This window comes from Novosphingobium chloroacetimidivorans (genome assembly GCF_014204535.1).
Lineage (GTDB): Bacteria > Pseudomonadota > Alphaproteobacteria > Sphingomonadales > Sphingomonadaceae > Novosphingobium > Novosphingobium chloroacetimidivorans.
In genome coordinates this window covers 1-21,850 of sequence record NZ_JACHLR010000035.1, presented here as the reverse complement: position 1 = coordinate 21,850, position 21,850 = coordinate 1, and the positions used below count along the sequence as shown (strand labels likewise).

The window sequence follows — 21,850 nt, the reverse complement described above, 5'->3', positions numbered from 1 at the left end:
AACGGCTCCATGCTGAAAGGCCGGATACGTTTTCGCAGACTGCTCAGATCGTCAGACACAAACCGCTTGCCGACGGGGCGAGCCATACGTTTTGCCCGTAGAACCGTGCTGGCGTACGCGGACGCAAGTGGAGTCGATCATCACGATCTCGCCTTCGAAAGCGGCGCAAACAGCCGCCAGAAGCCGGTCCCACACCCCGGCTTTGCGCCAGCGGACGAACTGGTTGTAACAGGTAGTCGAGGGGCCGTAACGCTCGGGCATCTCGGCCCATGGCGAACCGGTCCGAAAACGCCAGAGAATGCCGTTCAGAACCCGACGATTATCTACACGGGGAACCCCGCGCGGCTTGTCCGGCAGCAGCGGCTCAATGATCGACCATTCCTTGTCTGTCAGTTCGTATCACCGCCGCGTCATCCAGCCTCCATCGCAATGGAGGGCCTGAATCACGCAAGCCGGCAAACCTCAAGCCAATTTATAAGTTTACCGCCTAAACACCTAGGCTTCCGCAGGCGTGGAAATGGGGGACGGGGTCATAGGAGAGATTTATCTGTTGTACCCGCAGGGTCCCCACCCGGGGTCTGGTGCTCACTTGGGGTCAGATAATGCCACCTCGACGTCTCAGTCATTGATCCCCGCCGTGCCGAGGACGCCCGATCACTCAAGCTTCGTCAGGAGCCGGCCAGCAGCCCCTTGCTCGGCCGCCAGGTTCCGGTTGTAGGCAAGCGGCATGCGCGGGCTCTTCCAACGCAGGGCATCCATGATGCCGGCGAGATCCTCGCCGCTGGTGAAGAGGTCTTGATTGAGACCGACGCGCGTAGAGTGTGCACTCACCCCTTCCAGCAGCTGCGCGAGATCCTCCGCCGTCAGATCACCGAAAAACCCACTTTTAAACGCACGCTGGATGATCGCCCGGTAGATAGGCCCTATCGATCCCGGGTGTAGTGCCCCCTCCCCCACGTCGTATTCGACAAAGGCAGGCCGCGCGGGCTTCAGAACAGGTCGTCGCATGTACGACAGATCGCGCCCCGCACCCCCACCCGCTGGGTACACCCGGACGGCCGGCCGCGCCTTGAACCGGCGCACGTTCACGCGGCGAAACACCGGACCCGACGCGATTCCCGAGGCCTCCTGCCAGGTCAGGATCGCCCGAACGCTGCGCGGACTGAGGAAGGCCGTCGCGCCCTCGCCTTCCTGGTCTCCCTTGCTGCGCGGGATCTGCAACAGCCGCGCATCGGGATCGATGGCCTCGACGATGTGCTCGACACAAACCGCTACCAACTCGGACGCGCGCAGGCCGGTGTCGTAGGCGGTCGAGAGCAAGGCGTGGTCGCGCAAGCCCGGCAGATCGTCCGGGCAACTCTCCAGCAGCGCCCGTACGTTGAGCCCGCGCGGCGGATCGCGCACGACGTCGCGCACAGGACCCTTGAACCGCAACGGCCGGGCTTGCTTCTGCGCTGTTCCCATCGTGCGCCGGATCGCGGCGAGCCTCAGCTTCACCAGCAGTGTCTGCGTCGGATCCTTGAGGTCGAGCAATTGATGGATCTTGGCGACAGACGCCTTGTAGCGCCCTAGCGAGGCAGGCTTGGCACCCTGTCCGGCGCGATGATCGAGATAGTCGGCCACCGTCTCCGGGCTTGCTGGAAGCGTGATCCGCTCATGCTTGCGGCACCACAAGTCGAAAGCCTCAAGATCCGACTTCAAGGCGCGGATGCTGTGCGGCGAGGATGCGGCGCGATAGGCGGCAAACAGGGCTTGGTTGAGCACGATGCGTTCGCCGGCGCGCATCTTGGTGATCGCCCAGGGAAGATCGTCGAGTGCTGCAGCCGCCGCTACCGCACTACGCTCGTCCAAGTCGCCGTTTGCCGCCAGAGATACCAGCCCGTCCACGCCTTGAGCGTAGCCATCCCTGAGGTTCGTCGTCAACACCGGAAGAGCGATAACTGCAATTATCGAGGGTTCGGAGTTACACCCCTCCTCATTGCTAGACCTAAAGGAGTCTTTGCGGATAGAAAATGAGCCCTATGCGAGCGCCCCATGACCTGTCAGACCTTACTTGGACGTCCGAACTGGCCGAGCAGCTCGAGCGCTGCGCGAGGGCCGTGGGCAGCTTGGATGCCAGAGTTTCCGTCAGTTCTGCGGCGCATGCCTGGCGCGAGCGGGCAAGCTGGACGGGCTACGCCGCCGCGCTTCAGGGTCAGGGCGCCGAACTCGACGAAATCGATATTTTCGCACGCAGTTGCGGCATCGTCGTGCCCGGCCGACCACTCCCACCCTCGCACTACGATGATCCCGACGATTTGCCGCGCTGGCTAGCGCAGCTGCGCGATCCTGCCGCTTGGCACTGGCGAGACAGCGCCGGCTTTTCCACCGCGACACCCGACACCTGGAACAAGCGCCCTGCCCTGCTCCGCGCGCTTGAGATCCTGGCGCGGCACGCGCGCGCAGACGGCTCGACCGAACCGTGGCTGACCTTTCCCAAACTGCTGCGATCGATGACGATCACGGCCAGTTGCCTGCCCTGTCTGGTGCCAGTCGATCAAGCCTTGCGGATGCCCGTGCGCGAACCCGAGGTATTGGCAAGCCGGTATTTTCGCAAGCTGACCGACGCTGCCGTGGTCGGGCTAGAACGCCTAGACGCGATGGAGGCGCATCGCTTGCGGACCGCGGCGGTGCTGCACGCCGCGCGACGCCCTGGGCACCTTGCGACACTGTTCGCGCTGGTTCAGCATCGGCCGGTGATCAGCCCGCTGTCGGCAGCTTCGCATTTGGGCGTAACGATCTCGGGAGCTGGGAAGCTCCTCGCCCGCGCGGCAGAAGCCGGCCTGCTCGTGGAATTCACCGGGCGACAAGCCTGGCGCGCCTATATTGTCACCGATCTCGCCCACGCCTTTGGCTTGCGTCGCCGTTTGCCCGGACGGCCGAAAGCGCCACCGCGCCCCGATGCAGCACTCGAGCCGACACTAGCCGAGTTCGACGCCGAGATGGCGCGTATCGACGCCCTCCTCGCCCGTCGTAGTGGCTCAACGCTGCCCGGGCTTGGTCTAGCTAGACAGTAAGCTCTCGAATGGCCTTGAGCACTTCGGCCGGCCTTGTTCGCGTATTGCCCGGTAGCTTGATTGTAAGCGCCCCGCCCCGGATTTTTCGGGTGGCGCAGGAGCACATTGCCAGTCTTGCTCCTAAAATACCTTTGGGACTCACTCTTAGCCGGCGGCTTGATGAGCTACCTGACAGTCGCATGGCAGCTCCATATTCAGCAGTAGCCCGCCTGCTGTTTGTCGCGACAGAGTGCCGACAGCGTGCGAGTGTCGGTCACTGCGATCAGACCCAATGCTGATCAAGTATGGCGCGGATTGCCTCCTCGGCTTCCTGTCGCGATGCACCGCCCTTGTTCAGCAGCGTCAAGCGGATCCCTTTTCGATCGGCGCCTTCGATCCGCAGCACTGGCCTACCATCGACGGTCGAGATAGTTTCGGCCTTTCCTGACTTCTTGGGGGTAGATCCTGACCTCTTGGGGGGGTCAGTAGCTAACGTCAGTGCTTTAATCACCTCAAGCACGGGGAGTGCTTCACCAAGAGCAGCCTGCGACTTGGCAAGCCGCTCCGCCTCTTTGAACGCCCTCGCCCGTCTATCCTCCGGCTTTAGAAGCCCTTTGAGCGCCATCCCATTGCGGATGCCGAGATCCTGCGGATTGACGAAGGCCCTCGTCAGTTCTGTCGGCAAGCGTGCGAGATCGAGGTAACGGGTCAGCCAGCTTTCGGAGACCTTCAGTCGCTCGGCCATCGTCTTTTGGCGGCCGCCATAGTAAGCGTCGAGCGCGCGGAGATAGTCCCTGGCTCGCTCTAGATCGGTGAGATCGTCACGAGCCCGATTCTCGATGTCGGCTAGGCGGAACGCCTCCTCGTCCCCGATTTCGCGCACATCGATCAGAAATTTGAAGTCAGGGTAGTTGTTAGCTCGCAGCCAGCTGATCGACCAATGGCGCCTCGCGCCGCAGATCACCTCAAAATCGAAGGCGGGATCGTCGGACACGCGCCGCACGATTGCGGGCATTTCCTGGCGCCCCTGCGCCTTCATGCTCTCGATCAGATCGGCACACCTTTCTTCGGTGAGAAGCGCGTAATCGCGGTTGTGCCCCGCCCACATTCGGCAGCGGGCCGGATCAACAAGCTCGTGAGTGCGATTGATGATTGCGCCGGAGGCGAGATCCGCCAGTCTGTTCGAGCGCCCCGTCAGAACGTTAGAAGCTAATCCAGAGCGCCGCGGCGGCGGATCGCCCTCGGACATGTCGATCCCCGCCGCGAGATCGGCTGCAAAGCCGCTGTTTCTTCTGCTCATCCTAGCCTCACTCAGCACGTTGCACGCGTGCAATCATTACCTTTTCGATCAAAATTGCACGCGTGCAATTTTGATGGCTCATGCCAGTGCGGCCTTCCGTAGCGCCGCTCGATGGCTTGGCCACATCGATCGAATGTCGACTTCTATTTCTGAGTTTACACCATCTAGATAACCAAGACAGCGATTACGAACGGCCGAGCTCGTTGCTGGTCCATCTAATTCATACACAGTCATTAATCGCGCAGTTGCATTGTCGATTTCTGCAGAATCCTTGAGCGGCGTGCGAACTATCGCATGGCCGAACAAAGTTCGCATAAGATGCAGCAGCTCCTTCTGCATCGACTTATTCTCGTCGACCTTCGACGCCACAAATCGTAGGAACTGCAGCTCGGGCGCCAGCCCTCGCTCGGCGAGTTGTTCAATCGTCTCGTCTAGCATCGAGAGGAACGCCGCCGTCGAGGAGAAATCCATGACCGTTGGGGGGACGGGCACAACCAGGGCGTTTGCGGCGCGGAGCACCGATAACGATATCGCGCCGAGCGCAGGCGGTGGATCCATCACGACAACGTCAAACCGGTCCGAGATGCTTTCGATCCCGTCCTTTAGCCGATCGAGCAACCCATCGCTGCCGCGGGCCATTCGGGCTGCGAGCTCATACTCCGAATTGAAGAGTCGCAGGTTTGCGGGAATGAGCTCCAGCCCATCGAAGTGGGTCTTTCGCAGTGCATAATCGAGTGATGATCGCTCCCCCTCCCGCAAAAATGGATAAAGCGTATCATCCTCAGCGAGGTCGAGATCGGGAACGTACCCGAACAGCGTCGTGGCGGACGCCTGGCTATCACAATCGACGAGTGCAACCCGATAACCGCGGATTGCCAGATACTGGGCGAGGTGAACCGCCAGCGTGGATTTGCCAACACCGCCCTTAAAATTTTGCACTGCGACGACGCAACACGGATCACTCTGCGAGCGATAGGGCCTCGTTCCAAACACGCCCCGCATGTCGTTCAGCTGGGCTAGGGTATATCGTTCGCGCCTGTTCGTGTCCGTGCGCGCTGGCTCCGGAAGGCGCCCGTCCTTCTCGGCGTCCCTGATGGCTGCGGGCGTTCGCCCAACCAGCTCCGCCGCTTTGCTGATAGTAAAGGTTGGCTCGCGACGATCGTCGGCCCGCGCGCTGCGAGCCGAATCCCGCAGTTTTTCGAGCACCGATGACGTTCGATTAGCGAGCGTCGCAACCGACACCACATGTTCGGCTTCCTCAATCTCGAGTCCGTTGGGCACAACCTCACCTTTCGCTAGTCAGGCATAGGTAGACGGATTTGCGATTTCCGGTCAAGAAGCGCTAAAATTTCGAAAGGAGGACGTTCTTGAGTCCTCTTTTGCGTGGCTAAGTTTGCCTAACCTGACTCGATGGGGGAGCTCAAGAATTGCACGCGTGCAATTTACAGGTTAGGGGCGGCCCCGCCTGTTCACCCAACCCTCACAGAACCCCTTCCAAGACGCGATCATCTTGGCGCCCCTTACCTTCTCAAGGCGCACGCCCATGTGAGCGCGATAGGCATCGGCCATCATATCGACGTCCCACCCGCCTCCGTAGTTCCGACCAATTGCCAGAAGCTCGTCCTCCCCGAAGTACAATGTTCCACGCGGGAACGTCCTCTCCTCTGGCTTCCTTGGCGGGGCGGCTTTCGGCAAGGCTGCGAGCGCCGCCTGGTCAATCGTCAAGGCCTCTGCTGTCCCATCACGTCGAGCCTTCCGGCCCGAGGAATGCCGATCGAGCTCCTCAACAGTTTCGATTACATCTGGGGCCCCTTTTGGCTCGAACCGGAACTCGAGTTCGGTAACCCTCCGCCCCTGTCGGATCTCACGCCATTCCACCTTAAAGTGGGCAAGTTGGTCAATCTCAGCCTTTGCTTTCTCGAGAACCTTTCGCCGAAGCTGGGCGAAGTCCGTGTAAACCTCTGGTGGGATCCCGAGGGCAGCGCGAAGCGCCTGCATGTCGCCCTTCCATGTGGCCTGGCGGCGATGCAATCGAAGTGCGCCGAGCTCATAGAGCTTCAAGGCGTAGCTTGATCGAAACCCGAGGACGGCTTGTCGATTCAACACAGCATAAGTTTCGGAAGCTTGGATGAGCTTCCGCGCGTCGGGTGTGAATTCCCACTCGATCCAGCCCGCCTCCCCTCCGTCCTCTTCGGTCTCCTCGCGGGATCGTGAGATGAGCGAAAAGCGGAGTGTCGCCTTCTTTCCCCTCCAAGATTTGTCATCTATCGCGAACAGCGTGCGATGAAGCTCCTCGAGCATGTCGGTGATCCGCTCATTGCCCTTGTGACCGCGGCGAATGTCCGCCTTGCGCATGCGATGCGGGCGATCCTCCCATGCATCACCGCCCGCGGTTAGGATCATCAGGGCTAACAACCGCGATGCTGTCAGGCTGAGTGACTCCCCTTTAACAAACTTTACTTCGATGATGCTGCCCGGCTTTGCGAACTGATCTCCGCCCTTGGCTTGCAGTGCCGCAGCAACCCGCATAGCACGGCCAGGAGACTCTTTCTTGGTCACGTCTTCAGCGACCCTAGCTAGTTGGTCGGCTTCATCATCCATGCCGTCATACAATCAGAATCGAGTTTTCAGAACCCAAGAGCTGCCTGACCTGACCCAATTCGTCAAGTCAGGTCAGGATACGGCAGCTTGAAAGCGCCCCCCAATCGGTCAGGAAATGAACGGGAGCGAGCCGCAGCAAACCCTACAGGAACCGCCGAGTCGCGCGTCAGGTCGGTTTGGCTACGGCAACAGGTCGAAAGTGCCGGCGTTCACCCGACACTACCTTCCGTAAAAGAGCTTTATAGCGTCTGCTCAAGTCCAACCCCCATTGGGTCAGGATACCCCCGCGAGGGCAGGAACACCCCCCCAGCAGGACAGGACGACACCCCCGAGAGGACAGGCATAATCCCCCAGCAAGTCAGGATAACCCCACTAATACACTGAAAGACGGGCCTTTTTCACCTCTTGAATCTGAATCCCTTGAATCATGAATCCTCCCGCTGCAAGCAGCGGCGTTCTCCAAAAAATGATTTTCTAATTTTGGGCGACGAATCGCCGCTCCTAACCCGCGACATACGAAATGGATGAGCAAATCGAAGCCGCGAGCAGAGTTTGTCGGCATAATTGGGGCTTGCCGAAAGGGGGGGCGGATACGGCATGTACCTCCCGCCGCGAAACCTGAAGACAGCAGTGAAGGCATCAACAACAGATCATGCCAGACTATCCTTAACAACGCTTGCGTGCCGACGATCCTGCGCCGTTCTACGCAAGCGAGCTCGTCGCAGTTCGACCGGCGACAAAGGCAGATGTATCAGTGGGACGACGCACTGCTGGTGCTCCAAAGGAGATTAGACGGTGGTGATTTAGTTAGGTGGAGTGAAGGGGGAGGGCGGTGGTCGAGGTGAAAGATCATGACGCTCAAGGCAGATAGACCATCCCAGAAACTCGTCGACATCGTAGCGGGCCTGCGCGGCGTATGGCACCGTAGTTATGCGATGTGCCTCTGTCCCGCCCACGCAGACGGAGAGCCCAGCCTCTCCCTGCGGCAAAGCGATCGTGGGATCATCGTCCACTGCTTCGCCGGGTGCCAGCCCGAAGTCATCCTGCGCGAACTGCGGCTGGTTGAATCAGCGCTCGGTGTACCAATGCCAGAACATCGCCGATCGAGCGGCGACGGCGATGTGACGAGGATCTGAGAGCAGGGGATTGAGATCGCCGGAACCCTGGCGGAGCGTTACCTCCGATTGCGCAAGCTTCCGATCGATCTTGAAGATCTGCGGTTTCATCCGCACTGCCCGCACAAGCCCAAGCCGCATACCGAGTTCAAGCCGGCGCTGCTTGTCGCCGTGCGAGAACGCATGCAGCTGAACGCCATCCAGCGGATCTTCCTCGATCCCGACACGGGCTATCGCGCCGAGAAGGTGATGCTCGGCAGGCCAGGGCAGGGGGCCTGGAGGCCGCGCCCGAATGGCGCCAAGACGCTGGCGCTCGCCGAAGGCATGGAAGATGCCGCCGCGTTCACCGTCATGCACGATGTCGTTTTCTGGGCGTCGCTGGGTAACGAACGACTTTCGCTTCTCGCGCTCCCCGACGACATCACCGAGCTCATCATCGGCGAGGACGACAACGCCGCCGACAGGGCAGGGGCCCGGAAGGCCTGGGCCGCCTATCGGCGCGACGGGCTGAAGCTATCACGCAAGACATCGCGACCCTTTGAGGATTGGGCCGAGGCGAACCTGAAGCGATAAAGAGGAGGGGGAGGCCTGGTGCCGCAATGGTCAGCATCAGGAGCTCACAGTGAAGGACCTCTTCACCCATAAGAGCGATCGCCGCACTGCTGCGATCTACAATATCGCGCATCATATCACCGCTGGCACCGTAAACCGCAAAGTCCTGAACGCCGAGGCTTCTGCCCTGTTCGGCGGCACAAACGCTGACGGTCGCTGAACCCAGCGCGACAGCTTCGAGCTGCTCGAACAAGGCCTGACACGGCACGCGCTCACGCTCCCACGCCCGACGGACACGGCCGCGATCCCGTCCCTTTCCGCTATAGTGAACGCTCTGCCGACGCAAACCGTCCGCAGCGAAGACCAGATCCGCTACCAGCACTTCTCGACGCCGCTCGATCTGGCCGGGCTCGTCGTGCTGCTCGCCCAGGCCAAGCCGACCGACGACGTGCTCGAACCCGGCGCCGGTCATGGCAGCCTTGTCGCGCTGCTTGCGGACGTCAAGACGCTGCGCCTCAACGAGCTCGATCTTAAGCGCCGCGAGGCCCTGCAGGTGCTCTTCCCTGCCGCTACCATCAGCGATCACGATGCCGCCTTGCTCAGCGCTACACTCGAGCCCGGCTATACTCCCTCGCTTATTCTGATGAATCCACCGTTCTCCCGGTCCGAGGGCAGGGGGGGCGACCAGTTCGCAGCCGTGCGCCACTTGCGATCGGCGCTCTCTCGCCTTGCTCCTGGCGGCCGCGGGGTCGCGATCATGCCCGATTGGTTCACCACCAATGCGGCGTTGGGGAAGACCTACGATGCCACACTCACCGGCTGCAGCGTCGTCGGATCTTACCGGCTCGACAAATGCTACCACAAGCAGGGCACGAGCGTCGCTGTGCGCATCTACGTCATCGACAAGAAGCCCGCGCACGCGCGGCCGACCGTGATCGCACGCGATAGCGTGGCGCCGCTGCTCGACGTCGTCACGATCGTGCCCCGCTCAGCCCTCAGCGAGGTGCGCAAACCCGCCGTGTCAGGCGCAGCCAAGCCCAGCTTGTTCAAAGCGGTGCGATCGACCAGCAAGGCGGCGCCTGCTGCGATGCTTGCCCACAAGCGCAACGACGTCCTTCCCGTGCGCTTCACCTCGTTGAAGGTGCTGCGCCCGCTCGGCGAACAGGCGGGCGTCTATCTACCCTATCGACCGAGCCGGATCGACCTCCAAGACGCCGGCATGCATCCCACAGACCTGGTCGAGTCCGTCGCCATGGAATCGATCCCGGCAGCCGTTCCGCCCACACCAACGTCCTGCCGGCACTGCCGCCACAAGGCGGGCCCGAGCATGGACTCCGCGAGGAGTTCACGCGCATCCACGAGGCGGCAGGCCGGTTCCTGATCGTACCGCGGGTGAAGCTGCAGGATCACCTCTACTTCAACGTGAAGGACTGGGAAGCGCGCTGCGTCCATGCCCGCCTGCGCAAGGCCGAAACACTATGGCCGGGCGACTTCGCGCTGCAGGCCTTCCTGCTGCTGGAAGCCCACGAGATCTCGGGCACCACCATCCACACCGGGCTTGGCGATCTCAATATCCGCAATCGAGTCCAGCACACCGGCATCATCCGCGCCAAGGTCGAACCGCTGTCGTCTATTAGCGTGCTTTGCAAGTGCCTTTTTTTATACGGGCCGTTGTTTGCCGGCGCACGGTCGTCTTCGCGGTCGACATGGGCCGCCGCACCATCGGGCTTCGCGGGATGATCCTTCCAATGTTCATTCCGTACGCATGACCCGTGGGTCCTGGCGCAACGGCAGAAACGGAATGGGTCAGCCTACGTCCCAGCAGGGACGCCTAGTTACGCCAAAGGCGCTGCGAGCTGGTGAATCAGGCAGCCGCGGCCGTCCTGGTGAACAGATCGCCGGAGCGTAACATCGCGTGCATGATGACCGCGAGCTTGCGAGCGACGGCGACCGCGGCACGCTTGAAGCCGATCTTCTCGCGAAGCTTCATGCCCCAGCTACGCAGGTCACTGTCGGCGTGGCTGCGAGTCAGGATGACGACGGCCGCCTCGTACAGGAGCGAGCGGACGTGGGTATCGCCGCGCCGTGAGATGTGGCCGTCGTAGTCGACCTCGCCCGGTAACGCCTGGTGGTCAGACCGAACCAGGCACTGACCGAGCGTGATCGGCTGAAGTTGGCGGGGTCGTCCACCGCAGTCAGGTAGGCAGTAGCGGTGATCGCACCAACGCGGGGAATGGACATCAGTAACTGACATTGCTGGCTCCCGCGTGCCTAGGCGAGGACCTGACGGCCCAGCTCGGTCGCCTGGATGCGCAGATCCCGCCACGCTTCTAGGAGAGGCAGGATGATTCGGGAGAGATCGGCATTGTCGGCGAGCAGGGAGCGGACGTTCATCTCGAGCTTGCCGCCGATCCCGCGCGGCACGATGAGCCCGAACGTCTTCATCAGCCCACGGATCTGGCTTGCTATATCCAGCGTCGCCCGGACGAGCTTGGTGCGCGCCGCAATCAGCGTCCGCGAGAGCATGCTGTCGAAGCCCTTCACCCGCACCTCGCGAAAGAAACCGACCTCGGCAAGGTGCGCCAAGCCGTCAGCATCGTTGGCGTCGGTCTTGTTGGTCGCCATATCGAGCGCTGCCTCGGCATCGCGCGCATCGATGCAGATCGTCCGCAGCCCCTCCGCCGTGAGCGCGTGGTAGAACCAGACCGACAGTGACCCCGTCTCGAGCACCACCCGCTCAGCGAACGGCGCATGCTTGCGGATCAGACCTGCAATGACTGCCGGATCCGACAGGCATTTGCCGTGCCACACGCGCTTGCCGTCGCGCCGGATCGAAACGGCTGTCTCTTTCAACGATCCGTCGCGCCCGATATGCTCACCCATGGCTGTTCTCCGTCTGATGTATGCGCCCGGCTGCCAGTCGTGAGCCCGCACCTTCGTCTACCGGGGACCAGCGACCTTCCTCCACCTCATCGCCGATCAAGGTAGCTCGCTCCCGCGATTACCCCATGTTCATTGTCCTGGCCGTCGCCGGCGAGCACAATCCACGCGAGGACTACTTGCCGCTGCGCGCCTATGCGCAGCCGGTGTTCAAGGGCAACCGGTTCATCCCCATCGAGCGACACGAGGAACGTACACTGCTCGATCAGCTCGTCAGCTTCCAATACCACATGAGACGCAAGGGCGTGCAGGTCGCGGTCAAGCGGCCGTTGTTCGACATTGTGACCCAGGCCGGCATGGTACGCCCCGATGCCATCGTTGCCTTTCTTGATTTCAGGACGGGACTCGAGGCCGACTTTGCAATCCAGCTCTTGCGCGAGCGGACCCCACAATACCTCGAAATGAAAGCGGAGCAGCGGCGCCGCTTCGAGGAATATCACCGTACCATCAGCATTCCCGCGCATCAGCTCGCCGATATCGACCTGCTCGATCGGCTCGAGCGGATGATCGACGACGCATGATCGACCATCGGCGAGCAGCCGCGAAAAGCGGCTCTTGAAAGAGGAGGGCTAGCGCTCGCGGTCGTCGTGTAATTTTCCGGTGTAGATGACGGTGTATGCCCGGGTGGGGCCGAGGCCCCACCCGGGCGTCAGCGTCTCGGTGGCCACCGGGCTCATCGGTTAAGGTTGAAGTGTCGAGCTTCACCAACACCCGAGGACTTTTTTCCCGATGACCGACGACAGACTACCGCTTGCCGAGCTGATGGCGAAGACCGCAGATAGCGATTTCCTGCGCAGCGTTGCTGAAAGTGTGCTGCAGATCATCATGGAGGCCGATCTTGATGGCCTCATCGGTGCCGGCCGCCACGAGAGATCCGGCGAGCGCAGCACTTGGCGCAACGGCTACCGCAACCGCAGCCTGGATACACGGCTCGGCACGCTCAACCTGAAGATACCCAAGCTACGCACCGGCGCCTACTTTCCCGGGTTCCTGGAACCGAGGAAGACGGTCGAAAAAGCGCTGGTCAGCGTCATCCAGGAAGCCTGGATCGCCGGCGTCAGCACGCGCCGCGTCGATGAGTTGGTGCAGGCGATGGGGATGAGCGGCATCTCGAAATCGAGCGTGTCCAAGCTGTGCAAGGACATCGACGAGCGCGTAAACGCGTTCCTCAACCGCCCGCTTGCCGGCGAGTGGCCGTACTTCTGGCTCGACCCCACCTACCTCAAGGTGCGCGAGGGCGGCCGCATCGTCAGCGTCGCTGCCATAATCGCCGTAGCTGTCACCACCGAGGGCAAGCGCGAGATCGTCGGCCTGCACATCGGCCCCAGCGAAGCCGAGCCGTTCTGGACCACCTTCCTCAAGGACTTCGTCTGGCGCGGCCCGAATGGCGTGAAGCTGGTCATTTCCGACGCCCACGAGGGCCTCAAGGCCTCCATCACCCGCGTCGTGGCGCCACCTGGCAGCGCTGCCGCGTGCACTTCATGCGCAATGCCCTTGCGCATGTGCCAAAGGGCCAGAACACCGTGGCCGCCGCCGCGATCCGGCAGGTCTTCCTCCAGCCCGATCACGCCGCGGCCACCCAGACCTGGCATCACGTCGCCGACCAGCTCCGCGCCCGATGGCCTAAGCTCGGAGCCTGCATGGATGCCGCTGAGCACGACGTGCTCGCCTACATGACCTTCCCCGAGCAGCACCGCGTGAAGCTGCAAAGCGCCGCGCCGACGTCGTGGGCATCTTCCCCAACGAGGACAGCATCACTCGCCTGATCGGCGCCGTGCTCCTCGAGCAGAACGACGAATGCCAGCTCCAGAACCGCTACATGCAGTCCGAGGGCATGGCCGCTCTCGCCACACCACAGATCGAGGAGGCGCCAACGCTACCGATTACACCCAAGGCTGCCTGACCAATGCAGCCCCGAGGCCACACTCGAAATTACACCACGTTGACGGACACGACCAGAGGAGGCGGAGGGAGGAGGCGACCGCAACAAGGATGTCGTGATGACGAGTTTTTGCTCACATGCCCCGCCCGCAGAGGTCCGAGTGGGATGCGATCAAGGAAGCCGAGGAGATCCTGCCCGACATTTGGTCGGTCTCGACTGCGTCGCACGGCGGCCTGATCCTATCCGGCGAACGGCAGGAGGCCATGCATGAAGCACTCCGGATCGATGGCGGCTCCTACGAGGAAGACGTCAACTGGTCGCATGTTGTCCTCGCTTTCGAGACCGAGTTCCAGGAACATTTGAAGCTGCCTGCGGCGCACATCGCTCTCGCGCGCGACTGCGTGAGGTGCTGGCATCCCGAAGCCTTCACCGCCTTAACCGGCGAAGCGGTCACGGAGGATGAATCCTATGTCCTAAAGCGTCGCCGCGCCTACAGGCCTGTATCGGAGAACTCTGCGTCACCGCCGCCTGGGGCAGCTGGGCGGACTGGGTGTCGGAAGGCAAGACGGGCGTCGTCGGCTCAGTCGTCCAATCGGTGGATCACCTTGGCCATGCCAAGTACGGGAGCGCCCGACACTATGCGCTGGTGGACGCCAAGGCCTACGAAGGGCGAAGGGCGCATCGTTTACGAATACAAGTAGCTACACATAGCTATCTGGCTCTACTGTTAGCAACTTCTAGCTCTTTGTGAAATCTCGCAGGACAGGTCAACGCCTGTGCCCTCAGACGATCACTCCTGCAGTGGCATCGAGACAATGATGACTGCCGCTGGTCCGCAACAAGGCTACGCGAAATGGCTTTGCTCGCTACGACCGACGCTGGCTCAAACGATCCATCAAGAGCTGGAGCGAGTCCGGCTGGTACGTTGCTGAGTCAAAGACCATGGTCAAACCAGCGAAAGATACCATAATCAAAGCGACCGTTAGAGCGTCGCAGAAAGCATCTTTGTCGTGGTGCGATGAACTGGCTTGACCAACGGCAGCCCGTTTCGCAGAATTGGGTCTGTCTGCTTGAGTTGTGCAGGGGGCTAGCCAAACCTCAGGCCAGACCAGCGGCAGCCTGTGTTGTCGTACGCGGGTGAACGCGAGCTGGTCGCCACAGGCCGCTGGCAATCACACCCGTGATCAGGAATGGCGCGTGCCTCCGGATCCATGTTCGCGCAATAGCGTGTGCGAGCTACACACCCAAGACAACGGCGAACGTATGAGCACCGATGAACCTCATGTGGGATCCGATGCCCTGCTAATCGATGCCGACGAGGGCGGCGTCGCCCAATTCATCGCTCGTGCGAGACGACGCGGGCCTGTCACGATGGACGAGGTGGAAGCTGCGCTTCCTCAGGATCAGATGTCCAACGCCCAGATCGAGCAGGTCATGGCGGCCATCTCGGCTAAGGGCATCAGGATCGTTGAGATCCACGAAGGCGGTGAGGAGGAGGAAGGCCGAGCTGCAGATCGCGACGATCTGAGCGTCGAACTCGATACTGATGGCGAAGCAACGCTGGAGCGCCGCCTTCCAACAAATCGAGCAGCCGAGATCCTTGGTCATACCGACGATCCTATACGCATGTACCTGCGTGAGATGGACGGTGGCGAAATGCTCAGTTGCGTGAGTGAGGCGGTTGTCACGAAGCGGACTGAAGCTGGCAGAGACATGATGATTTGGGGGCTATGTGAGAGCTTTCTAACAATGCATGCCATTATCAAATGGTCCGAAGCTATCGACAGTGGCGAGATGCAACCGCGCGAGACCATTTACCTGGACGCCATGCACTCGACCGAACCCGCGGCCGAAATGCTGTTGCCCGAGGTCGATCGCGAGATCAGCCAAGCCACTGCCGGCCTGTCCTACAAGGAAGACGACGAGGATCAGCGCACCGCAACAGCGAGCGGCCTAAATCGCCGTCCTGTACGCATTTAGGCACGAAGCGAATGACAACGAGGGCGGAAATGATCAAGACCGTGATTAATAAGGCACGCGGACCCAAGCTGATCTTCACTGTGCGTAAGGTTACGGAGACCTAGTTCCAGACGAAGTGCCGTGATCCCCTATGTGATTATTCGAGATCTGCCAGACAGTCGGTGGTGCCTACATCGCGGCCGTGGCCTCGCTGCCAGCTAGGCGCGCCGAAAAGCTTGAGGACATGCGTTGCGCCGTGGGCGAGCCGGAAGAGCATGGCGCCGACCAGCTGTCGATGCAGTGCGCCGTCATGGATCACTTCGGCTGGACACTTCGGGCTAAGGACGGCGTAAGGAAGCAGCTCAAGTGAAGGCTGGCGAAGAAGGTGGAATGATTGCGATGTCTGACACTTGGCTCTACCACTACCATACGCTCGTCACCGGCGGCGCAGCGTTGATCATGGCTGGCGCAGCAGTGAGGTTCTTCTGCGCCAGCCGGGCATTGCTGCTCGACAACTTGAAGCAGGTAAGAGGCAGATCAATCACGACCAACGGGGTGGCTTCGTGCAGCTCGCGCCACCACTTGACCCACAGTAAGTACCATTTGCGTTTACGCCAGCGAGCCGGCAAAACGGGCCTCATCGAAGCTAGTCGATCGTGGATTGCGTTTGTCCTGACGAACCTATTCCCTCTATCCTAACCTGTTTCAGGTTCAGATTGCCATCATCCCGATGAAGCTCTTGCCGCGTTAAGACCCGTTATGGAGCTGGCCAGGAGCATCAGCGTCGCATGAAAAATCGAGCATTTGCATTGGGAGATGCAGGTGTTCATCGCTCGAACGGAGCACCTTCATGATTTCTTTCGTTTTCACTTCATCGCCAAGATCAAGTCATCATCGGAGTCGTTGATATTAGTTGCAAGCCGTGTCTCCGTCTAGCTGCGCCTGCCGCCAAACAGAAGAGCCCGACAGTTCAAAGAGCCAGCGAACGATCGCGCGCGGCGCTAGCTGGAATTAAGGATCGAATGACCCCGGTTGGCGGCTCTTGACCCGGCCGGTATACAACCGCGCGACATGGCCGTTGGCTGTACCGGACAGCGCCACACCAGCGCCACGGCGTCGAGGCGGGACAGATTGCTGCCGGCTTAGCCGCGACATCGTTGTTGGCTTGAAGCTCTTTCAGTTCAACAGGCCACGAAGAACGGCGTGCGCAAGGCGACATGGATCAACCTCAGAGAGAACTGCGCGCGGAGCGTCGCGATCGAGCCTGAGGGCGGTGATGAGTATCGGCTTGATGAGGCGCCGCTCCTCGTCGATTAACGTGGCGGCGAGAGACGGGGCGGAGGCGAGCAGGGGGCCAAGGCCCTCGACATCGCTGGTGAAGATGTCAAAGTGGCCACGCTCGGGGGAGAATAGGGGGTAGCGCTGATCGGCGCGCGGCTGGGCATCGGTCAGGCTCGCGAGCCAGCTATGGCTCTGGCGTGCTAGGTGCCCATGGCGAGCCTCGGCGCTGGCAGTCTCGGATACGGGTCGGCCGTACGACTCCAGAATGAAGAGGATGGGGCGGGGCTGGCGGGCATCAAAGCGCTCCTTAGCGACGATTTGGTTGATAAGCCGACGTGCGATTACGCGCCGAGCTACTCAGCCACGAAGAATATGCCACTCAGATGAAGCTGGAACGCCTTCGGGTGCGCGAGTTTTTATGGTTGGCGATGATTGCTGACATACGAAGCGCTCAGGGTCGGCCCAAGCAATGGATGGTTACATGTCTCGGCAAGCTTTGATCTCACTTGTGCTGCTGCTGCTAATCGTGTGGGCAGCGGTTCTGAGCCGTCTGGCATTGACGGAAACAGAGTCTCGCAAGCAGATCCTCGCCTTCTGGGTTCTGGCTGTTACCGTCGAAGCTTTGGTCAAGCCGACATTGCGCTTGAGGTCGAACCTATGGATGGCGATCCTCACTGGGTTATGCGTGACTTGCGCGATCGTTTCCGTACGATGGTACTTGAAGGGCTTTTGCCCACACACCTGGCCGCAATGCCGCAATCCGATCTTGGATCTGGTGAAGTCGTTCGGCATCTAGCCGTTGGCACAAGCGAACAGGGCACCTATACCTGAGCTCGAGCGCCTGTCCTTGCTGCAAGGGGCATTGCAATCCGTTCACTGTAAAAACCTCATCTGAGGCTCATGACGATCAGCTGCCCTGCTTCCGATTAATTTCTTAATCGTCCACTAACCAGGTACCTTAAGCCTCCTGATGTCGGCCTCGCATTACCGGCGGTGGATGGGTGACGGTTGCGCAACGAAGCTGATCGGCTGGGTCATCACTGTCTCCGGTGTTTGGACAGTCATCTATGGCCTGACCAGACCGGAGCAGTCGTTCCACGTGCGCGCTACTGTGTGCCTCGGAATAGCGATTTTCCTGACCGGCACGGGCCTCCTAAATCATATCGGATGGCGTGCGCGCACCCGCTCGCATTGAGGGGAGTTCTATCTCGCCTCCATGCAAGACGGACTGGCAATCAGGCCCACCATGATTACGCTCAGGCATCGTACGCGGAGGGCGCTCACTACGCGCATAGAGCTGCCTGGCAGAAGCATGAGCGCGTGATGCCGCTCAATCGTCGGCGTTCCGCCAACCTACAAAAAAAAAGGGCGCTCCAGCACAAGCCGAAGCGCCCGAGGTAGCTACATGGGGTGTAACTGAGTGGCCGGCTAACAACGCGGCGTAAGCCAATCAAGCGCTTGCAAAAACTTGTTTTCCCCCGATCTTTCACGCTTCCAAGGGAACGTCCTCGGGCTATGCCTATCGTGCTCGGCTACCCCCTTAGGATCGGCTATCGTGCTCGCTGCCTGATGCCGCTAGGTTCCATATTCAATTAGTCTCTTAGAACTCGGCTCGCACATTGACTCAGGAGGTCTCCGCTGAGGCGGGAGGCTGCGAGAATGTCCCGTTCGTCGTTCTGGTTATCAGATCGAGCTCAGGCTGCCATCAAGCTGCACTTGCCGACGAACCAGCCTGAGGCGGGGCGATGATCGCCAGCTGATTCCCGGGATCATTCACATGCTCAAGGTTGGCGGTCGCTGGGTCGATGGTCCTGCCGAGTACGTCCGGTCAAGAACCGGCGATGATTACTGGCACCAGTGGAGCCGCCTAGGCGTCTAGACCGCATTCCGGCGCCGCTGACCGAAATATTCGGATCGCCGAGACCGGTCAGATCGACAGCAGCTGCCTAAGGCCGACCGCAGCGTGGTGCGGCGCCAATGCCATTGGGATCTCGCGTGCGGTCGGACAACGAAGATCCACGCCCTTGTCGATGTTCTGGAAAGGCCGCGTTGTCTCGACCGGTCCCGCTGCAACATCTCGTTTATGGAAGAGCCCGACATTCTGATCGGCGAGACCACGGGCATGAAGCGCATGACCGCATACCGCGGTTACGATGCCAACGGTATCAGGGCCCCCTTGCACGTACTGGGCACGATCCCGGTCAATCCAAGGCGGCACAACCGAAAGCGCCCGATCCAGCATGACGAACACCGCTACAAAGATTGATGGTGGGTGCAGACCATGTTCTGCCGTCTCAAGGGCTTCCGCCACTTCGCTACACGCTAGGACAAGCCCATCAGGGACTTCGTCTCAGCCGTAAGCCTCGCAGCTGCCGTAACCTTCTGGCTTTGAACGAGTCCGTACCCGATTGTTGTCGAGATCGTGTATGACTTGCAAGCCGACGCTTGGATGCAACGCGCCGACCCTCTAAGGTGTTGAACCATTTTAACCTTGCTGATCACGAGAGGTCCGCATCCCTCGTCGTTAGTGCAGGAGGAGGCGCCATGACTATGGCTCACGCAGACGATACGTCGCAAGCAAAAGGAGCGGCCGTGCTATTAGGACGTCGCTACGGCGACGCCATGAACTCTGTGCCCCTGCTCTTAGAAGAGACAGATATATTGCAGTTGCCACCCGAGCCGCGACACCGTGCCTTTGCCCTGACGCTCATGGTACTCTCAGGCATCATGACCGCTGCAGCCACCCTCACCGTCGTCCAAAGAAGCGAAGACCTGTTTGCTCGGCGTGTCGCCTTTATGGCGTCAACGCACACCCATGCAGAGAAGCGGCTCGACACCTTTACGGCTCCCTCAGGTGGCCGTAAACTGCGGATTGAAGAACCGCTATCGGTTGCGTTGGGTGCGGCGAAGCCCTCGCCTGAGGAAAGCTCCCGAGGCGCCAGCAAGCCGAAGGCGCTAGCGTCAACTCAGCGGGTCGGTCCCGCTGTCCACTCTTTCCCGCCATACCGAAATGGCACGATAGCCAAGCCGTTACATGGGGAGGCTCTTCAACGGGCGTTGATCGAAGACCGGCGGCTTACACGAGAGATGAACCAAGCCACTCTGCGCGCCTTACTTGAGGATCAGCAGCAAAGCGCAGAAGGCTCTGTCGCAAGCGACTGAACGTGACACAGACGGGTAAGGGGTTCGCGCCCCTCAGTGCAGTGCCAGCGCAACCCACCTTCGCTCCGGCGTAGAAGTGGTCGATTCTCTTCGTCGGTGCAAGCTCGGCAGTGCCAATCCAAAGCTGCGCGACTGAGTTCTCACAATTTGACTTCTGCTGTCGGCGTCGAAGCGATCTACGCGCGAGAAAAAAAGTAGAGATGCAAGTAGAGCGGTCGCATGGGTAATTATTAAGATACAATCTGGTGCTTCAATCACGGCATCGGGCAGCAGATGCCATCAGTGCGGTACAGCGCGTCCTGCGTCGAAAGCTTTGTGGCCGGATAGGTGATAGATATCTATTGTTGTACTGACCGCTTATATATCTGACGGGAACTATGTATTTCTCATAGAGGCAGATACCATGAATTTGCTGTAAAACTGATCTTTTGTTCTGCATCGATAGATGGATGGCCATTCCTGCCGTCTCAATGGCTGCCACCTACATTTGGCAACTATGGAAAGGTCGAAGTTTCGTTCAGCGGAGCATCGCGCCCCCGCCAATTCACTCCGGATCATATGACTGGGTCTCGACGACAAAGGGTCAGTCAGGGGCCGCAAAGCTTCTCGGCTTCACCGGTTCTGTAACGACCGCTTCTGAACTGATCGCGGACGCACTATCTGGCGCTATCGGGCAGAGGGTGAGCTTCTACTTCAACTACATCACGTTTGATGGTTCTGGCTTTGTAGACTACGGCTTCGCACAGCTGATCAACAGCACGACGGGCTTTGTAGCCAATCTGTTCACTGCCCCCACGCAGCCGGCGGGATGATCGCGCCAGGACTCAACCTTTCCCTGTTGAAGCAACGGATAGACGTGCCCCGTCTCGAGAGCCGCCTCGTTGATGGACAGGCTGAACGAAAGATGCCTGCCAATCGACGTCGAGTCCCGATTGCTATTCGAGTTTAACAAAGCTTTATCGCAGCACAACGATGTGAGCGCAATCTACTACTGTGAGCAACGCTCGACCTGTCTACATTGGAGCTACCCCGACCATGTCCCTCGTGCATACGATGTTGATGGCGTAACCAAAGGCTGGCGCCATAACTATCTAATAAGTGGCGACGCGAGTTGTCTCCTGGTGCTCGTAATTTGCGAAGACGTGGCGGCCTGTTGTGGCACCACGGACTGGTCAATTTAAGCTGAGTGAATTTTATGAGTGCGAGTTATTACCTGAGAGTCTCGGGTGTTTGCTTTTTCAGATGCATGTCGCATCAAAACCCGGGGATGCTTTCACGGTAGCGAATATTGGAACAAAGGCTCAGCTGGCTGCGCCCGTCTGCTTAACGAAAACGTAAGGCTTACTGCTGATCACTGCTGGTACTATTTGTTCGAGCGCAGATAAGGATCGGAGTACCCGTGAAAATACCTCAGGAACACGCACTCGCAGAGTTCAGGCGGTCTGCTCGATGTAAGGTGGACAGATCCGTTCTCGCTCAACACCGCCGCCTTGGCGAGTTTCAGATACACTTGCGTAATGTCTCTGCTCACGGCTTCATGGCGCAGGGCACCTTCGGCTTTCAATTGGGCGAACGTCTCTCGGTTAGGCTGCCAGTTGTAGGATGGATCGAAGCTCATCTTGTATGGGCACACAGCGGGCGAGCCGGGTTCGAATTCGAAAGGCTCATACGTTTGATGGAGTACAAAGATTTATGCACATCGCTCCATAAATGAACTCAGAATGATAGCGTGGCTGCGCATTGCCGTTGTTGAGGCGCTAGTTGCGCCAGCAGAAGCTATTCTGCGCCTTCGGTATGAGGCGATGATGAGTGAGTCCACAGCGCAGGAACATGAAGGGAACACTGCGGAGTACCGCAATTTAGAGGAAACGGTTCCGCTTTACGAGCACGTCTTGATCGATGACGCGTGTAATCTTTCATCTGATTGCGTAAGCGTCCGCCCGGGACCGTTGCCCCGATTGCGGACATCGCCTAGCCTCCTGAGCTTATCTCATGAAATCAAACGGCGGCTACTGCCTGTTCG

The 21,850-nt window shown here is 60.1% G+C and carries 18 protein-coding genes and 2 pseudogenes; 14 read left to right on the top strand and 6 right to left on the bottom strand.

Translation table 11 applies throughout. From position 1 onward, the window contains the following. Positions 1 to 51 precede the first annotated feature (51 nt). Both HNO88_RS20650 and HNO88_RS20645 read right to left on the bottom strand, forming a co-directional pair. Complete coding sequence (locus tag HNO88_RS20650; RefSeq protein ID WP_281384076.1) at positions 52 to 393, bottom strand: IS5 family transposase; 342 nt, start codon at positions 391 to 393, stop codon at positions 52 to 54. Between the two features lie 261 nt (positions 394 to 654). Further along, complete coding sequence (locus HNO88_RS20645) at positions 655 to 1,851, bottom strand: site-specific integrase (protein ID WP_246382229.1); 1,197 nt, start codon at positions 1,849 to 1,851, stop codon at positions 655 to 657. Between the two features lie 170 nt (positions 1,852 to 2,021). Between HNO88_RS20645 and HNO88_RS20640 the strand changes: the two genes are divergently transcribed. Continuing rightward, on the top strand, positions 2,022 to 3,056 hold the full coding sequence (locus tag HNO88_RS20640) for a hypothetical protein (RefSeq protein WP_184250405.1): 1,035 nt from the start codon (positions 2,022 to 2,024) through the stop codon (positions 3,054 to 3,056). A gap of 262 nt (positions 3,057 to 3,318) precedes the next feature. Here HNO88_RS20640 and HNO88_RS20635 read toward each other — a convergent pair whose 3' ends face one another. From HNO88_RS20635 to HNO88_RS20625, 3 genes are all read right to left on the bottom strand, one after another. Further along, the gene (locus HNO88_RS20635; RefSeq protein ID WP_184250402.1) at positions 3,319 to 4,335 is read right to left on the bottom strand and encodes a ParB/RepB/Spo0J family partition protein; all 1,017 of its coding nucleotides are present in this window, start codon (positions 4,333 to 4,335) and stop codon (positions 3,319 to 3,321) included. A 78-nt stretch (positions 4,336 to 4,413) separates the two neighbouring features. Then, complete coding sequence (locus HNO88_RS20630; protein ID WP_184250399.1) at positions 4,414 to 5,616, bottom strand: AAA family ATPase; 1,203 nt, start codon at positions 5,614 to 5,616, stop codon at positions 4,414 to 4,416. Between the two features lie 168 nt (positions 5,617 to 5,784). Continuing rightward, complete coding sequence (locus HNO88_RS20625) at positions 5,785 to 6,936, bottom strand: replication initiation protein (RefSeq protein WP_376768793.1); 1,152 nt, start codon at positions 6,934 to 6,936, stop codon at positions 5,785 to 5,787. An 851-nt stretch (positions 6,937 to 7,787) separates the two neighbouring features. On the opposite strand from HNO88_RS20625, the gene HNO88_RS22520 reads away from it, so the two are divergent. The 5 genes from HNO88_RS22520 (at position 7,788) to HNO88_RS20605 (ending at position 10,343) form a co-directional block, all read left to right on the top strand. Then, entirely contained in the window at positions 7,788 to 8,072 is a 285-nt protein-coding gene (locus HNO88_RS22520; RefSeq protein WP_246382227.1) for a hypothetical protein, read from the top strand. 9 nt (positions 8,073 to 8,081) lie between these two features. After that, entirely contained in the window at positions 8,082 to 8,624 is a 543-nt protein-coding gene (locus HNO88_RS22515) for a DUF7146 domain-containing protein (protein WP_446685702.1), read from the top strand. 49 nt (positions 8,625 to 8,673) lie between these two features. After that, a complete protein-coding gene (locus HNO88_RS20615; RefSeq protein ID WP_184250396.1) occupies positions 8,674 to 8,823 on the top strand; it encodes a hypothetical protein in 150 nt (49 codons plus the stop codon). Positions 8,824 to 8,928: 105 nt separating this feature from the next. Beyond that, positions 8,929 to 9,984 (top strand): hypothetical protein, encoded by a 1,056-nt coding sequence (locus HNO88_RS20610; RefSeq protein WP_184250393.1) that lies wholly within the window; start codon positions 8,929 to 8,931, stop codon positions 9,982 to 9,984. Continuing rightward, a complete protein-coding gene (locus HNO88_RS20605; protein WP_512698575.1) occupies positions 9,897 to 10,343 on the top strand; it encodes a DUF8535 domain-containing protein in 447 nt (148 codons plus the stop codon). Before HNO88_RS20610 ends, HNO88_RS20605 begins: the two co-directional genes overlap by 88 nt. A 124-nt stretch (positions 10,344 to 10,467) precedes the next feature. Here the strand turns inward: HNO88_RS20605 and HNO88_RS20600 are convergent. Then, positions 10,468 to 11,486, bottom strand: a pseudogene (locus tag HNO88_RS20600) (IS110 family RNA-guided transposase). Between the two features lie 20 nt (positions 11,487 to 11,506). Between HNO88_RS20600 and HNO88_RS20595 the strand changes: the two are divergent. The 8 genes and pseudogenes from HNO88_RS20595 (at position 11,507) to HNO88_RS20560 (ending at position 20,639) form a co-directional block, all read left to right on the top strand. Further along, positions 11,507 to 12,064 (top strand): DUF8535 domain-containing protein, encoded by a 558-nt coding sequence (locus HNO88_RS20595; protein ID WP_512698574.1) that lies wholly within the window; start codon positions 11,507 to 11,509, stop codon positions 12,062 to 12,064. A gap of 208 nt (positions 12,065 to 12,272) precedes the next feature. Further along, positions 12,273 to 13,446: pseudogene (locus HNO88_RS20590) on the top strand (IS256 family transposase). Positions 13,447 to 13,562: 116 nt separating this feature from the next. Then, positions 13,563 to 14,126 carry a DUF7007 domain-containing protein gene (locus HNO88_RS23090; protein WP_376768792.1) on the top strand — a complete coding sequence of 188 codons (564 nt, stop codon included), beginning with the start codon at positions 13,563 to 13,565 and terminating at the stop codon, positions 14,124 to 14,126. Positions 14,127 to 14,688: 562 nt separating this feature from the next. Continuing rightward, entirely contained in the window at positions 14,689 to 15,405 is a 717-nt protein-coding gene (locus tag HNO88_RS20580) for an RNA polymerase sigma factor region1.1 domain-containing protein (protein ID WP_184250381.1), read from the top strand. A 1,741-nt stretch (positions 15,406 to 17,146) separates the two neighbouring features. Next, complete coding sequence (locus tag HNO88_RS20575) at positions 17,147 to 17,461, top strand: hypothetical protein (protein WP_221420144.1); 315 nt, start codon at positions 17,147 to 17,149, stop codon at positions 17,459 to 17,461. A 1,287-nt stretch (positions 17,462 to 18,748) separates the two neighbouring features. Further along, positions 18,749 to 18,931, top strand: coding sequence for a hypothetical protein (locus HNO88_RS20570; RefSeq protein WP_184250375.1), 183 nt, complete (start codon positions 18,749 to 18,751; stop codon positions 18,929 to 18,931). A 278-nt stretch (positions 18,932 to 19,209) separates the two neighbouring features. Beyond that, entirely contained in the window at positions 19,210 to 19,827 is a 618-nt protein-coding gene (locus tag HNO88_RS20565; protein WP_184250372.1) for a hypothetical protein, read from the top strand. A gap of 449 nt (positions 19,828 to 20,276) precedes the next feature. Beyond that, a complete protein-coding gene (locus HNO88_RS20560; RefSeq protein ID WP_184250368.1) occupies positions 20,277 to 20,639 on the top strand; it encodes a hypothetical protein in 363 nt (120 codons plus the stop codon). The last annotated feature ends 1,211 nt before the right edge of the window (positions 20,640 to 21,850 follow it).